The sequence below is a fragment of the Rhizomicrobium electricum genome, assembly GCF_011762045.1.
GTDB lineage: Bacteria > Pseudomonadota > Alphaproteobacteria > Micropepsales > Micropepsaceae > Rhizomicrobium > Rhizomicrobium electricum.
Window position 1 is genome coordinate 41,707 of sequence record NZ_JAASQS010000009.1, and the last position, 13,983, is coordinate 55,689.

A 13,983-nucleotide genomic window follows, 5' to 3' on the forward strand; every position below is an offset into this window, starting at 1 on the left:
GAGTGCGCCCGTGGAGGGCAGAAAAGAACGCCACGCCTTCTACTGCGCCCTCTCGGAAATGCCGTTCAACTCGGCCATCACCTCATCCGATAGCGCCAGAGTCGTCGCCGCAAGATTTTCGCGCAAATGGGTTCGCGACGAGGTTCCGGGAATCAGAAGGACGTTCGGAGAACGGCGATAAAGCCAAGCCAAGGCGACCTGCATCGGCGTGGCGCCAAGCTGCCGGGCGACATCGGACAACGCCGAGGATTGCAACGGCGTGAAGCCGCCGAGCGGGAAGAACGGCACATAGGCAATGCCGTCCCCGGCCAACGCATCGATCAAGGCGTCGTCGGGCCGGTGGACCAGGTTATAAAGGTTCTGCACGCACACGATCTCGCAGAGGCGGCGGCCATCGGCGACTTGCTTGGGCGTGACGTTGCTGAGGCCGATATGCCGGATCAGCCCTTGCCGTTGCAGATCGGCCAGCACAGTGAGTGGTTCGTCGAGCGATCCTTCCTTGGGCCCATGCGTATCGAACATGCTGCGCAGATTGACAACCTCGAGCACGTCGAGCCCGAGAGTACGCAGATTTTCGTGCACGGATTGGGTCAGGTCCTCGCATGAAAACGCCGGGATCCACGCGCCATCGTCGCCACGCCGGGCGCCGACCTTGGTGACGATGACGAGGTCGTCGGGATAGGGATGAAGCGCCTCCCGTATGATCTCGTTGGTGATATGAGGGCCGTAGATATCGGCCGTATCGATATGGTTCACGCCCGAGGCGACGGCCTCGCGCAGAACGGCGATGGCTTCGGTGCGGTCCTTGGGTGGTCCGAACACATAGGGTCCGGCGAGCTGCATGGCGCCATATCCCATCCGGCGCACGGTGTGTCCGGCCAACGTGAAAGTATCGGGGTAACTCATCGATCGACCTCTTGAGGGAAACAGGATCGAGATAGGCGTTGTCCGATTGAACGAAAACGGGCACAATCTGCACGGCCTGTACGATATATTGGACAATGCAGCCTGATCTTGGTGACCTGAACGCCTTTTTGACCGTGGCGCGCGCTGGCGGATTCCGCGATGCCTCGCGCGTTATGGGCGTGAGCGCGTCGGGATTGAGCGAGGCGGTCCGCCGTCTGGAGGCCCGGCTCGGCCTGCGTCTTCTGCACCGGACCACCCGCAGTGTGGTCCCCACCGAAGCCGGAGCACGCCTGATCGAGCGTCTCGGTCCGGCGATTGCGGAAGTGGAAACGGCGCTCGAAGTGGTCAACAGTTTCCGCGACCGGCCGGCCGGTACGCTCCGGCTCAATGTTCCGATCAGCGCCGCGCGGCTTGTGCTTCCCACTATCGTGCCGGGCTTTCTGGCGGCGTATCCGGATATCCGCCTCGAGATAACTGCGGAGGATCGCTTCGTCGATGTCATTGCCGCCGGTTGCGATGCCGGTATCCGCTACGAGGAGCGGTTGGAGCAGGACATGATCGCGGTGCCGATCGGACCGCGCACGCAGCGTTTCGCAGCCGCCGCCTCTCCGACTTATTTGAAACGCCGCGGCTGTCCGCAGCATCCGCGCGATCTCTTGGATCACGATTGTCTCAGAGGACGTTTCTCCGGTGGCGCGGTGCATCCGTGGGAATTCGAGCGCGACGGCGAGGTGATCAACATCGACACCTCCGGACCGCTCATCGTGCAATTGGGGGCCGGCTCCGATCTCTTGGTCGATGCCGCCATCGCGGGTTCCGGTGTCGTCTATCACTTCGAGGATTGGCTGCGTCCGCATCTCGCCAGCGGTGCGCTCATGCCCATTCTCGAACCGTGGTGGCCGCGCTTTTCCGGACCGTTCCTTTATTACCCCGGCCGCCGCCTCGTCCCCGAACCGCTGCGCGCCTTCATCGATTACGTGAAGTTGGAGCGGGCAGGTTAGGCACGCGTGTCCGCGTGCGATGCCTTCCTTTTCTGCCCTCCGCGGGCAATCCATTTGTCCAATGCAGGCGCACGCCCCACTTTTCTGACCCACGCGGGCGCACTCTTTTCTCTGCCCCCGCGGGCGCAAGATTTTCTCAAGCGGCACGTAGACCGTGGGGGAAGTCCGCGTTAGCGGGAAGGGGGCTTGCGCCACGAAATGCAATAAGCCCCCTTTGCCTCGCTGCGCTCAGCACTTCCCCCACGCGTAATTTGCCAACGCAAAAAACGCCTCACGCGCGGGGGCAGAGAATGGCATCTCACGCATTCACTAATTCCGTTCATCTCGATGAACGGTTTCATTCGTCCATCTTCCGGAAATTATTGCATCTGCTTCTCGCGCGTAAGAACGCAGCGTTTGTCGCACCTGCTTGAATTTGTGGGCACCACTTCCCATTTTGAGAACGTGATCTTTGTGGAGTGATGCCAAGCCAAGGGCGCGCGAAAATCTTCGCGGCCGAGGAAAGAAACGTACGCATGCGTCCAAGCCGATACGGTTTGCGCGCAGGTCATACCGGTGAAGGATGCGACCGTGCATCCGCGGAGTGTCGGACAGGCTTATGTGCCGTTGAGCGCCGAAGGCGCGACAGTCGAGTGACTGCGGCCGGTTCGCCAGATGCCGAGCTCGGTGTAGCCGAGGGAAGAAGCGGCGGTGCCGTCGTTGCGTTCCTTAACCGGGGCGTGCCGTGCGCCAAGGCTTGTGCGAAAGGCGGGGCCTCCCGCCTTTTGGCGTATATAAAGCGCTTCGCCGAAAAGTGGCTTTCCGGTTTTCGGATCACGAAGCGCGACCATCAACCAGCGCTTCGCCGAAAAGTGGCTTTCCGGTTTTCGGATCACGAAGCGCGACCCCAAAAAAGGGGTCCCCTGCAAAAAACCCTCTTGACTGTGACATTCTCCTGGAAACAGCCTCATTGCCGTCCGGTAACTGGACAGTATGGTCGGTGAGCAGGAATATACCTCGCTGAATCAACAGCTTAAGCGCTTAACCGGGCTGCCATGGCGGATTTGACTTGGTCCGCCGAGATTGCCACTTTCCGCCGCTTCCTGAGGTCACCGTATGCACGCCTATCTCGATTTCGAACGCCCCATTGCCGAGCTGGAAGGAAAGATCGTCGAGCTGCGTCAGCTCGCCGGCAACGACCCGACCATGCAGATCGATGCCGAAGTCGGCCGCTTGCAGCAAAAGGCCGATCAGCTCGTCAAGGAGACCTACGCCCGGCTGTCGCCGTGGCAGAGGGTACAGGTGGCGCGTCATCCCGGCCGGCCGCATTTCTGCGATTACGTCAAGCATCTGTTCGACGAATTCACGCCGCTCGCCGGCGACCGCGCCTTCGGCGAAGACGCCGCGATCGTCACCGGACTGGCGCGTTTCCGCGGTCAGGCGGTGGCGGTGGTCGGCCAGGAGAAGGGCAACGACACCAAATCGCGCCTCAAGCACAACTTCGGCATGGCGATGCCGGAAGGCTATCGCAAGGTGCAGCGCCTGTTCCGCTTGGCCGACCGGTTCGGCTTGCCGGTGATTTCGCTGGTCGACACCTCGGGCGCCTATTCGGGCGTTGCCGCCGAGGATCGCGGTCAGGCCGAAGCCATCGCGCGTACCATCGAAGCCTGCCTCAATCTCCGCGTGCCGCTGATCGCCACCATCATCGGCGAGGGCGGATCGGGCGGTGCGGTGGCGATCGCCACGGCCAACAAGGTCTTCATGCTGGAGAATTCGGTCTATTCGGTGATCTCGCCGGAAGGTTGCGCTTCGATCCTGTGGCGGCGTCCGGAGAAGGCCCAGGATGCGGCGGCGGCGTTGCGGCTCACGGCCCAGGACCTCGCCGGGCTCGGTGTCATCGATGCCATCATTCCCGAACCGATCGGTGGCGCCCATCGCGCGCCGGACGAGGCGATGTCGACCGTCGGCGACCAGATTTCGCGCGCCCTCGGCGAGCTGTCGCACATGTCGCCCGACGACGTGCGTCGTCAGCGCCGCGAGAAATATCTCGCCATCGGCCGCGATCTGAAGTGAGCTTCACGGGAGGGGGTACCCGTGATGCGTTGGAAAACCGCGCTTCCTGATCCGCGTCTCGTCGCAACGGCGGTGATTGCACTCGGCGGGCTTATCACCTTCCTGATCAATTTCCCCGGCTCGATGGAGGACGATTCCTTCGTCCAGCTCGTCGAAGGCCGCGAGGACTTCTATTCCAACTGGCATCCGCCGGTGATGAGCTGGCTGCTCGGTCTGTCTGACCAGTTGCCCGGACCGGCCGCGGGCTGGTTCACCGGCTTCGAGATGCTGGTGTGCTTCGGCACGCTGGCGCTGGTGTTGTGGCTGCCGAAGCGCGTGTCGTGGGCTGCAGTGGCCGTCGCCGCCCTGATGCTGCCGCTGCCGCAGCTCTTCATGTCGCAAGCGGTGGTGTGGAAAGACGCGCTGTTCGCCAATGCGTCCTTCGCCGGGTTCGTCGCCATCGCGCTGGCGGCCAAGCTGTGGCCCCGCCGGGCCGTGCGCTGGGCGCTGCTGGTTCTTTCATCGGCCTTCCTCGCCCTGGCAGTGCTGACCCGCCAGAACGGTGCCGTGATCGTACCGTTCGCCGTTCTTGCGCTCGCGGTCGTGGCGTGGCGGCTTGAGGGCCGATGGCGGACGGCACTGATCCACGGCGCGGCCCTATTCGCCGCGACCGTCGTCATCGCCTGGGGCGGCAACGCGCTCCTGCAGCTTCAGGCCGACGGTTATCCGGCCAAGCAGGAGCAGTTCAAGATCCTGTATCTCTACGACATCACCGGCATGGTGAAGCGCGATCCGGCGATCAAGCTCGCCGTCTTCGATCGCGACGCGCCGGTGCTGGCGCGGACGGTGCGCCAGAAGGCCGTGCCGCTATGGTCGCCGGTCAAGAACGACACCATGGAGACCGACGACATTATCGCGGTGAAGGATGCCGTGCCGGCCTCCGTCGTGACGCGTCAATGGAAAGCGCTGATTGCCGAGCATCCGGGTCTGTATCTTCGGGTGCGCGCCCAGCTATTCCGTTGGGTGTTCCAGCCCCCCGATGTCGGTCTCTGCCATCCCTTCCATGTCGGCGACCAGGGCGGCGAAGAGGAGATGAAGGAGCTCGGCGCCAAGCCCCGTCTTGATGCCCGCGATATTGCGCTATGGCATTATGGCGATTTCTTCCAGTACCACACGCCGCTGTTCTCGCACACGCTGTTTGCCGTTCTGGGTATCGGCGTGCTGGTGATCGTGCTGCGCCGCCGCGAACCCGCCGACATCGTGCTGGCCGCTTTGATCGGCGCGACAGCCGTGTTCACGGCGACATTCTTCATTCTCTCGATCGCCTGCGATTACCGCTATCTCTACCTGATCGATCTCACCGCCCTGGCGGGAGCGCTCTACGTGGCGGCGGACTGGCGGGCGCTGCTCAAGCGATAAAAAAAGGGGGCCCGCAGGCCCCCTTCGAAAGCGGTGACGAACCGGTCTTACTTCGCCAGTTCGCAGATCAGCGAGGACACCCAGCCCTCGTTGCCCATTTCGTCCTTCACCTGCCACCAGACGCCGTCCTTCTGCCCGGTGGGATAGAGCATCATGCCGGGCGTGATTTTGCGGACCACGCCGCCTTTGCCGCTCGCGGCCTTGTACATGTTGCCCGGCTTGATCACGTTGAGAGCTTGGGTCTCATTGGCTGCCGAGGCGTTGCCGGGGGCGCCGCCGAGCTGATCGACCAGCTTGGAGTAGGCATCGATATAAGCCAGCGTCACGACTTGGCCGATCTTGGTGTGCTGGTAACTGGAGATGCCCATGCCGCCGAAGCCGCCGCCCCAGATGCCGCCGCCGCCCGCGCCGAAGCCGATATCGGTCTTGGAGCCATGACCTTCGGTCATTGCCACCTGCTCCGAGGAGCGCACGTCGGTGATGGTGAGGACAACGTCGGCGGTCGCCGAGTTGAGGGAGAGGCCGCCGACAATGGCGCCCGCGCCGCCGCCGATAAGGCCGCCGAGGAGGCCACCGATATTCCGGTTACTAGCATCGGCATTCTTCGACACGATGTCCGGCACCAGCACGTAGTCTGCCGCCTTGACCTGGCCTTTGCCGATATTGGAACCGCCGCGCAGCTGTCCGCCGCTCGCCAGTTCACGTTCGCGCTGCGCCACGTCGAAACCCTTGCCGCGATCGACCAGCGTGAAGCAGCCGGACTTCATCACCAGCACCTTGATCAGCGCTTCCGGCGATTCCAGGCCCAGCGGCTCCCACCAGCGGTTCTGCGGCTCGTAGATCGCCACCGATCCGATCCGGTGCGAACAGGTCGGAATCTGGTCCTTGGCCTTGTCCTGTTTTTCCTTGATCGATTCTGCCAGCGCAGGTGCCGCAAGAATGGCTGCCAGCGCTACCGCAGCGCCAACGCGCAGTGACGTCTTAAGACGCATGTGATTCTCCCTCAGTGCCCCAGGCGTGCCGTCGCAAGACGGCGAGCGGCGATCTGTGCCGCCCTAACAAGATTAAGACAAAGTGTTGCGGGGGTAAACGTCTGCTTGCATAGGTAGTAACAGGCGTTGAGCGGGCCGGTCACGTGGATGCGTTCGAATCCGGCAATGACGGCAGTGCCACCCTTTCGCCGGGCCTCCGGGAGGGGCGGGGAGCGGGTTAACCACAAAGAAGAGGTTACGGTCTACAAAACCTTGCCGACTCGACTGGAGACAGCGATGCACACCACAGCCCTGCAGAACTGCAAGAATTTTTTCGACACTTATGCCACGGGTTTTCCTGCCGGAGCCAAGGTTGTCGAGATCGGATCGCAGGACGTTAACGGATCCTTGCGGTCGGTCACCCCCAGCCATTTCGACTATCTCGGGGTCGATTTTGTAGCGGGCAAAGGCGTCGACTTGGTCCTTTCGGATCCGTACCAGCTTCCATTGGAAACGGGGTCGGCCGACATCGTCGTATCGAGTTCGTGTTTCGAGCATTCCGAGATGTTCTGGCTGGTCTATCTCGAGATCATGCGCATTCTGAAGCCGCGCGGACTGTTCTATTTGAACGTTCCGTCGAACGGCAGCTTCCATCGCTATCCGGTGGACTGCTGGCGCTTCTATCCCGACAGCGGCCGTGCGCTTGTGACCTGGGCAAAACGCAACGGAATGAATGCGGCCTTGCTCGAATCCTATATCAGTCTGCAACACAAAGAAGACTGGAACGATTTCGTCGCCGTCTTCCTCAAGGATGAGAGCTGCGCGGACGAATTTCCCACTCGCATCATCCAAACGTTCGCGGATTACGACAACGCCGTCGTGCGCGGTCACGACGCGATCATAAACCAAAACGCGGCGACCGAGGACCAGCGCAAGTTCATGGCCATCGCACAGATTGCCGTCCAGCAGCTCCGAGTCCGCTGAAGCAGCCGTCGCGACACGGCAGAAACAAAAAAGGCGCCGGGTTTTCGGCGCCTTTTTCTTAAGCTCTTGGCGGCGGTCTACACCAGCGCGCCGTGGCAATGCTTGAACTTGCGTCCCGAGCCGCACGGGCAGGGAGCGTTACGCTGCACCTTGCCCCATGTCGACGGATCGTTGGGGTCGACCGCAACGTCGCGCTCGCGGTTTACGATAGTGCGCTGGCCGCGATACGGATCAGGTTCACCGCCTTGGCCAGCTTCGGCGCCGCCGAACTCGGGCTTGGTGGCGATCATCTGGCGCGGCTCGTCGTGCGGCATTTCCGGCGGCGGTTGTTCGGTGTTGATGACGACGTGCATCAATTGACGGATGACATCGATCCTGAGCCGCGACAAGAGGCTTTCGAACAGCTCGAACGCTTCGCCCTTGTATTCGTTGAGCGGGTCGCGCTGACCATAACCGCGAAGGCCGACGTACTGGCGCAGGTGTTCGAGGTTGATGATGTGCTCGCGCCAGAGATGGTCCAGCGTCTGCAGCAGGATCGCCTTCTCGACGTAGCGCATCAGCTCGACGGTGAAGTTGGCGGTGCGTTCGGCGGCCCTGGTCTCCACTTCCTTGAGGACGCGCTCGCGCACTTCTTCGTCGGCGATGCCTTCTTCCTTGGTCCACTCGACGATCGGCAGGTCGAGGCCGAAGATGTCGATGATTTCCTGGTGCAGGCCCGCGGCATCCCACTGTTCGGCGTAGGCCTTGGGCGGAATGTGCCTCTCGACCAACTCTTCGACGACCGTGGCGCGATATTCCTTGATCTCGTCCGATACGTCGTCGGACTGCATGATGACCTTGCGCTGTTCGAAGATCACCTTGCGCTGATCGTTGAGCACGTTGTCGTACTTCAGGATCTGCTTGCGGATTTCGAAGTTGCGCGCTTCGACTTTCTGCTGCGCCTTTTCGAGGGCCTTGTTCACCCACGGATGGGTGATGGCTTCGCCTTCCTGCAGGCCGAGGCGCGTCAGCACCGCATCCATGCGCTCGGAGCCGAAGATGCGCATCAGATCGTCCTGCAGCGACAGGAAAAACTTCGACGCGCCGGGGTCGCCCTGACGGCCGGAACGGCCGCGCAACTGGTTGTCGATGCGCCGGCTTTCGTGACGTTCGGTGCCGATGATGTAGAGGCCGCCGGCAGCGATCACGCGTTCCTTGTGGGCCGCCACTTCGGCGCGGATTTCCGCCGCGCGCCGTGCCAGCTCGTCCTGATCGACGATGCCGCCGAGTTCCTGCTTGATGCGCATGTCGGCATTGCCGCCGAGCTGAATGTCGGTGCCGCGGCCGGCCATGTTGGTGGCGATGGTCACCTGACCGGGACGGCCCGCCTGGGCGACGATCTGCGCTTCCTGCTCGTGGTAGCGTGCGTTGAGCACTGCATGGACGATCTTGCGCTTCTTGAGCAGATCGGAAAGGTGCTCCGACTTCTCGATCGACGTCGTACCCACCAGCACCGGCTGGCCGCGCTTCTGCGCCTCTTCGATCAGCTTGATGACGGCTTCGTTTTTCTCGTCGAAGGTGCGGTAGACTTCGTCGTCGAAGTCCTCGCGCTTGACCGGGAGATTGGTCGGGATCTCCATCACTTCGAGGTTATAGATGTCCATGAACTCGCCGGCTTCGGTCATCGCCGTACCGGTCATGCCCGCCAGCTTGTCGTATAGGCGGAAATAGTTCTGGAAGGTGATCGAAGCGAGCGTCACGTTCTCGGGCTGGACGGTCACGCCTTCCTTGGCTTCGAGCGCCTGGTGGAGGCCTTCCGAGAAGCGCCGGCCCTGCATCATGCGGCCGGTGAACTCGTCGATGATGATGACCTCGTTGTTCTTGACGATGTAGTCCTTGTCCTTCTGGAACAGCTTGTGGGCCTTCAAGGACTGGTTGACGAAGTGCACCAGCGAAATATTGTCGATATCGTAGAGGTCGCCGTGCGAGAGCAGGCCCGCTTCCCGCAGGAGCTGGACCATGTGCTCGTTGCCCTGGTCGGTAAGGGTGACCTGGCGCTGCTTTTCGTCGAGTTCGTAATCGCCTTTTTCTTCCGGCGGCACGTCCTTGCCCTGGCGCTTGGGCGGGATCAGCGATGGGATCAGCGCGTCGACCTTGCGATACTGTTCGGTGAGGTCCTCGGTCGGGCCGGAAATGATCAGCGGCGTGCGCGCTTCGTCGATCAGGATCGAGTCCACTTCGTCGACGATCACGTAGGAATGCCCGCGCTGCACCATCGTATCGATGGAGTACTTCATGTTGTCGCGCAGGTAGTCGAAGCCGAATTCGTTGTTGGTGCCGTAGGTGATGTCGGCGGCGTAGTTGGCGCGGCGCTCCTCGTCGGAAAGACCATGGACGATCACGCCCACCGTCAAGCCGAGGAAGCGGTAGATCTGCCCCATCCAATCGGAGTCGCGCTTGGCGAGGTAGTCGTTCACCGTCACCACGTGCACGCCTTCGCCCGCGAGGGCGTTGAGGTACACGGCGAGGGTGGCGACCAGGGTCTTGCCTTCACCGGTCTTCATCTCGGCGATGTTGCCGTAGTGCAGGACCATGCCGCCGACGAGCTGGACGTCGAAATGGCGCTGGCCAAGGGTGCGCTGCGCCGCTTCGCGAACCACCGCGAAGGCTTCCGGAAGGATGTCCTCCAGGGTTTCGCCGTTGGCGAGCCGCTCCTTGAAGGCGGGTGTCATCGCCTGGAGCTCTTCGTCGGTCATCGGCTTGAAGCGGGGCTCAAGCTCGTTGATTTCCTTGACCGTGGTCCAAAAGCGCTTGATTTTCCGCTCGTTGGCGGAACCGAACAGACGCTGCAGGAAGGCGTCGATACCAGGCATGGAAATCCTCTGTCGGGCGAGCTTAAACAGACGGCCGGAAAGGACTCCCGGCTGTGGCCGTGTCCGAGAGATAAGAACGCCACACCCCCTTGTCAAATCTGAAGATTCCGGCCACACCCCCCCGCCGTTAAGAAGGCGAGTCTAAAATGACGCAGCATCGTAAAGGCCGGACCTCGGCCACCGCTCAACCCACTGCTATTCATCCCGTTTCGCCGCTGGCACCGAAGCGCTTCGTGCGCCTGCTGCCGCTCGACGGAGTGCGCCTGGCGGCCGGGGAGGCGGGGGTGCGCTACAAGAACCGCACCGACGTCATGGTGGCGATCTTCGATCCAGGCACAAAGGTCGCAGGCGTCTTCACCAAGTCCAAGGCGGCTTCGGCTCCGGTCGATTGGTGCAAGGCGGCGCTATCGCGCGGCTCGGCCAGGGCGCTGGTTGTCAATTCGGGCAACGCCAACGCCTTCACCGGCAAGGCTGGCTTCAAAGGTGCGGCTGAGGTGGCCGTTGCGGCCGCGCGCGCGGTCGGCTGCGATGCCGACGAGGTCTACATGGCTTCTACGGGGGTGATCGGCGAGCCGCTGCCGGCGGACAGGATCACCGCAGTCCTGAAGGACGTCGCGGCCAAGTGCGCGCCCAACCGCTGGCGCGAGGCGGCAGAAGCCATCATGACCACCGACACCTATCCCAAGATGGCCAAAGCGACCGCCCGGCTCGGCGGCAAGACGGTCCAGATCAACGGCTTCTGCAAGGGCTCCGGCATGATCATGCCCGATATGGGCACCATGCTGGCCTTCGTGATGACCGATGCCAAGCTGCCGGCCAAAGTGCTGCAGGATCTTCTCGCGGAAGGTGTGAAGCCCTCGTTCAACTCGATCACGGTGGACAGCGACACCTCCACCTCCGATACCCTGCTGCTGTTCGCGACCGGCAAGGCCGGCAACAAGCCGGTACGCTCGGCCTCCGACGTCAAACTGCGCGATTTCAAGAAGAAGCTGAACGAGGTTCTGCTTGATCTGGCGCTTCAGGTTGTGCGCGACGGCGAAGGCGCATCCAAGTGCTTCAAGGTCAGCGTTCAGGGCGCCGAGGACGACACGGCCGCCAAGAAGATCGCGCTTTCGATTGCCAATTCGCCGCTGGTCAAAACCGCAATGGCCGGCAATGACGCCAACTGGGGCCGCGTGGTTGCCGCCGTCGGCAAGGCTGGCGAAAAAGCCGACCGCGACCGCTTGCGCATCTGGTTCGGCAAGCAACTCGTCGCCGACAAAGGCGAGCGGGCACCCAAGTACGACGAGGAAAAGGCGACCAAGGAAGTCTCGAAACTCGAGACCGAGATCAGGGTCGATCTCCGCCTCGGCAAGGGCAAGGCCCGCGTTTGGACCTGTGACCTGACCCATGGCTACATCGATATCAACGGGTCCTACCGAAGCTGATTTCGGGGTTTTCCGCCATTCTGGCAGCCGCGGCAAGAAAGATCGCGCATCGGGTCAATAATTCGTGCAGCATCCACGTCCGGGCAATGGGGCGCCGGGTTCTCGAGGCTGCTGCGCATGACCGACGACCGGTTTTTTACCCGATGCGGGCCGTTTTCGCTTGGTGTGCTTGCCGCGTGTTCGAAGGCGGACCTGGCCGAAGGAGCCTCAACGGCCGTTCTTTTGCGCGGGATAGCGCCGCTGGAGACGGCCGAAGCCGATGACGTCAGCGTGTTCTGCGACGCCCGTCGTGCCGATGCCTTTGCCGTCAGCCGTGCAGGAGCGATCATCACCAGCGCCAAGCTTGCTGCACACCGGCACGATTGTGCCAATCTCCTGATCGCCCGCGATCCGCGCTTCGCGTTTGCGGCGGTCGGCTTGATGTTCCATCCGCGCTGCACCGATACGGCCGGTATCAGCGGCACGGCCGACATCCATGCCACGGCATCGGTGGGTGAGGGCTGCCGGATCGATTCCGGGGTGGTGGTCGGTGCCCATGCGCACATCGGCGAGGGCTGTCATTTGGGCGCCAATTGCGTGATCGGCGACGGCGTGGAAATCGGCCCGCAAAGCGTGATCGGCTGCAACGCAACCGTCAGCCATGCCCTGATCGGCGCCGGCGTGCGGATCGGCGCGGGGACGGTGATCGGCGGCGAAGGCTTCGGCGTGGTGCTGGGACCGGCAGGCTTGATGTGCTCCGCCCAGGTCGGCCGCGTCATCATCGGTGACAACGTGCGCATCGGCGGCAATTGCACCATCGATCGCGGCGCTCTCGACGATACCGTGATCGGCAGCGGCACGATGCTCGACAACCTCATCCAGATCGCCCACAACGTCCGCATCGGCCGCAACTGCATCTTTGCCGGTCAGTCCGGGGTCGCCGGCAGCGCGATCATCGGAGACAACGTCATGGTCGGGGGAGCGGTCTCCATCAGCGACCATCTCACGATCGGATCGAACGTGCGGATCGCCGGCAAGAGCGGTGTGGCGCAGGATGTTGCCGATGGCGCTGTCGTCGGCGGATATCCGGCGGTTCCGGTGCGCCAGTGGCATCGGCAGAACCTTGCGCTGGCGGCCATGATCAAAAAGCCGGGAACCGACGCATAGTCCGCCGCGCCTGGTGGTGCGTTCGAGGGAGAGCGCTATGTCGACCCGGTTCGTCGCAACCATGATCGTCGCGTTATGCCTGCCGGTCGCCGCGGTCAGCGCTGGTACGGTAACACCCGTCGGTGCGGAGCAGTGTGCCGCGATGAAGGCGCATCATGTGCTCAATGCCGGCGCGCCGGTCGGGTGCGAGCGGCTGGCCGTCGTGCGGTTTTCCTATCTCGACTTCGACGGGCGCACCCACGACGACGGGGCCGTCGTCGCGCTCGATGCCGTGGTACCGTATGTAGAACGTATTTTCGCGACCCTTTACGAGCGTCATTTCCCGATCGCCAAGGCGCAGCCGATGGACGATTTCGAGGGCGACGACGCGCGCGCGATGGAGGCCGACAACACGTCCTCTTTCAATCATCGCACGGTGGCGGGCAGCGAACGTCTGTCGCTTCATGCCTATGGGGCAGCCATCGACCTCAATCCCATCGAAAACCCTTACCTCACGCGCAATAGCGTGACCGTGACGGTGGCGCCGCCGCAAGGCATCGCGTTTCTCAATCGCCGTGAGGATCGTCCCGGCAAACCGGAGCGGGCGGGGTTGGCCGAAGCCGTGGTCGGCGTGTTTTCTGACAACGGTTTCCTATATTGGGGCGGCGACTGGGACGATCCTATCGACTACCAACATTTCGATATCGGCCGCTCTTTGGCTCAACGTCTTGCCGCCCTGCCGCCGGATCAGGCACGGCTCGCATTCGCATCTGCAGTGAGCGCATACCGGGAGTGCATTGCCCGGAACTCAGACAAGTTGCCTGGCAAACGCAGGCAAACCTGCCTCACGGCCCCGCGGAATTAACGCTTTGCCGCCGGATTGCCGCAATCGGGGTGGTTCTGCCTCGATATCTCCCATCTTTTGATACGCCACTGCCAAAAGCGCCCCCTATGTCGGACGTGTCGAATGAATGAGGCCGATATGCACGACCAGAACCAACGCACCACAGCTCGGGCACGCGGAACGCTGCTCGGCGCGGCACTGGTGGCGTTCGGCGTGATCGCCTTCAGCGCCTACAGCTTTGCCGCGGGCGGCGACCAGCCGAGCCCGTTGCCGGCGCAGCAAACCTCCAGCAGCGTCATCCGCACGACGCCCGACAACGCCGGCCAGCCCGATATGCCGCCGCCGGTGGAGCCCTCCAAGACGGAATAGCGGGTACGCAGCTTTACAAACGCCAACGGGCGGTCCTTGCGGGCCGCCCGTTTT

General features: G+C 62.7%; 12 protein-coding genes. 8 read left to right on the forward strand and 4 right to left on the reverse strand.

What is annotated here, in order from left to right; genetic code table 11:
- Positions 1 to 39: 39 nt before the first annotated feature.
- The gene (locus tag FHS84_RS17380; RefSeq protein WP_166936733.1) at positions 40 to 906 is read right to left on the reverse strand and encodes an aldo/keto reductase family oxidoreductase; all 867 of its coding nucleotides are present in this window, start codon (positions 904 to 906) and stop codon (positions 40 to 42) included.
- A gap of 95 nt (positions 907 to 1,001) precedes the next feature.
- On the opposite strand from FHS84_RS17380, the gene FHS84_RS17385 reads away from it, so the two are divergent.
- Positions 1,002 to 1,907: a LysR family transcriptional regulator gene (locus FHS84_RS17385; protein ID WP_166936735.1), complete on the forward strand. Its 906-nt coding sequence runs from the start codon at positions 1,002 to 1,004 to the stop codon at positions 1,905 to 1,907.
- Between the two features lie 596 nt (positions 1,908 to 2,503).
- On the opposite strand, the gene FHS84_RS17390 is transcribed toward FHS84_RS17385, so the two are convergent.
- Complete coding sequence (locus FHS84_RS17390; protein ID WP_166936737.1) at positions 2,504 to 2,797, reverse strand: hypothetical protein; 294 nt, start codon at positions 2,795 to 2,797, stop codon at positions 2,504 to 2,506.
- Between the two features lie 205 nt (positions 2,798 to 3,002).
- Here FHS84_RS17390 and FHS84_RS17395 point away from each other — a divergent pair, with 205 nt between their 5' ends.
- Entirely contained in the window at positions 3,003 to 3,959 is a 957-nt protein-coding gene (locus FHS84_RS17395) for an acetyl-CoA carboxylase carboxyltransferase subunit alpha (RefSeq protein WP_166936739.1), read from the forward strand.
- Between the two features lie 21 nt (positions 3,960 to 3,980).
- Positions 3,981 to 5,357, forward strand: coding sequence for a class-II aminoacyl-tRNA synthetase family protein (locus FHS84_RS17400; protein ID WP_166936741.1), 1,377 nt, complete (start codon positions 3,981 to 3,983; stop codon positions 5,355 to 5,357).
- A gap of 47 nt (positions 5,358 to 5,404) precedes the next feature.
- On the opposite strand, the gene FHS84_RS17405 is transcribed toward FHS84_RS17400, so the two are convergent.
- Positions 5,405 to 6,349, reverse strand: a complete 945-nt coding sequence (locus FHS84_RS17405) for a CsgG/HfaB family protein (RefSeq protein ID WP_166936743.1) — start codon at positions 6,347 to 6,349, stop codon at positions 5,405 to 5,407.
- Positions 6,350 to 6,625: 276 nt separating this feature from the next.
- Here FHS84_RS17405 and FHS84_RS17410 point away from each other — a divergent pair, with 276 nt between their 5' ends.
- Positions 6,626 to 7,312 carry a methyltransferase domain-containing protein gene (locus FHS84_RS17410; RefSeq protein WP_166936745.1) on the forward strand — a complete coding sequence of 229 codons (687 nt, stop codon included), beginning with the start codon at positions 6,626 to 6,628 and terminating at the stop codon, positions 7,310 to 7,312.
- Between the two features lie 77 nt (positions 7,313 to 7,389).
- Here FHS84_RS17410 and secA read toward each other — a convergent pair whose 3' ends face one another.
- Positions 7,390 to 10,164 carry a preprotein translocase subunit SecA gene (secA, locus tag FHS84_RS17415; protein WP_166936747.1) on the reverse strand — a complete coding sequence of 925 codons (2,775 nt, stop codon included), beginning with the start codon at positions 10,162 to 10,164 and terminating at the stop codon, positions 7,390 to 7,392.
- A gap of 146 nt (positions 10,165 to 10,310) precedes the next feature.
- Between secA and argJ the strand changes: the two genes are divergently transcribed.
- From argJ to FHS84_RS17435, 4 genes are all read left to right on the forward strand, one after another.
- The gene (gene argJ / locus FHS84_RS17420) at positions 10,311 to 11,591 is read left to right on the forward strand and encodes a bifunctional glutamate N-acetyltransferase/amino-acid acetyltransferase ArgJ (RefSeq protein ID WP_166936749.1); all 1,281 of its coding nucleotides are present in this window, start codon (positions 10,311 to 10,313) and stop codon (positions 11,589 to 11,591) included.
- Positions 11,592 to 11,708: 117 nt separating this feature from the next.
- Positions 11,709 to 12,737 (forward strand): UDP-3-O-(3-hydroxymyristoyl)glucosamine N-acyltransferase, encoded by a 1,029-nt coding sequence (gene lpxD / locus FHS84_RS17425; RefSeq protein WP_166936751.1) that lies wholly within the window; start codon positions 11,709 to 11,711, stop codon positions 12,735 to 12,737.
- A 37-nt stretch (positions 12,738 to 12,774) separates the two neighbouring features.
- On the forward strand, positions 12,775 to 13,581 hold the full coding sequence (locus tag FHS84_RS17430) for a M15 family metallopeptidase (protein WP_166936753.1): 807 nt from the start codon (positions 12,775 to 12,777) through the stop codon (positions 13,579 to 13,581).
- 117 nt (positions 13,582 to 13,698) lie between these two features.
- Positions 13,699 to 13,929: a hypothetical protein gene (locus FHS84_RS17435; RefSeq protein ID WP_166936755.1), complete on the forward strand. Its 231-nt coding sequence runs from the start codon at positions 13,699 to 13,701 to the stop codon at positions 13,927 to 13,929.
- Positions 13,930 to 13,983: the final 54 nt, after the last annotated feature.

What these genes read in the sequence shown, in the direction of transcription:
- FHS84_RS17380 (WP_166936733.1), bottom strand. Translation starts at nt 906, where the DNA reads ATGAGTTACCCCGATACTTTCACGTTGGCCGGACACACCGTGCGCCGG.
- FHS84_RS17385 (WP_166936735.1), top strand. Translation starts at nt 1,002, where the DNA reads ATGCAGCCTGATCTTGGTGACCTGAACGCCTTTTTGACCGTGGCGCGC.
- FHS84_RS17395 (WP_166936739.1), top strand. Translation starts at nt 3,003, where the DNA reads ATGCACGCCTATCTCGATTTCGAACGCCCCATTGCCGAGCTGGAAGGA.
- FHS84_RS17405 (WP_166936743.1), bottom strand. Translation starts at nt 6,349, where the DNA reads ATGCGTCTTAAGACGTCACTGCGCGTTGGCGCTGCGGTAGCGCTGGCA.
- FHS84_RS17410 (WP_166936745.1), top strand. Translation starts at nt 6,626, where the DNA reads ATGCACACCACAGCCCTGCAGAACTGCAAGAATTTTTTCGACACTTAT.
- secA (WP_166936747.1), bottom strand. Translation starts at nt 10,164, where the DNA reads ATGCCTGGTATCGACGCCTTCCTGCAGCGTCTGTTCGGTTCCGCCAAC.
- argJ (WP_166936749.1), top strand. Translation starts at nt 10,311, where the DNA reads ATGACGCAGCATCGTAAAGGCCGGACCTCGGCCACCGCTCAACCCACT.
- lpxD (WP_166936751.1), top strand. Translation starts at nt 11,709, where the DNA reads ATGACCGACGACCGGTTTTTTACCCGATGCGGGCCGTTTTCGCTTGGT.
- FHS84_RS17430 (WP_166936753.1), top strand. Translation starts at nt 12,775, where the DNA reads ATGTCGACCCGGTTCGTCGCAACCATGATCGTCGCGTTATGCCTGCCG.
- FHS84_RS17435 (WP_166936755.1), top strand. Translation starts at nt 13,699, where the DNA reads ATGCACGACCAGAACCAACGCACCACAGCTCGGGCACGCGGAACGCTG.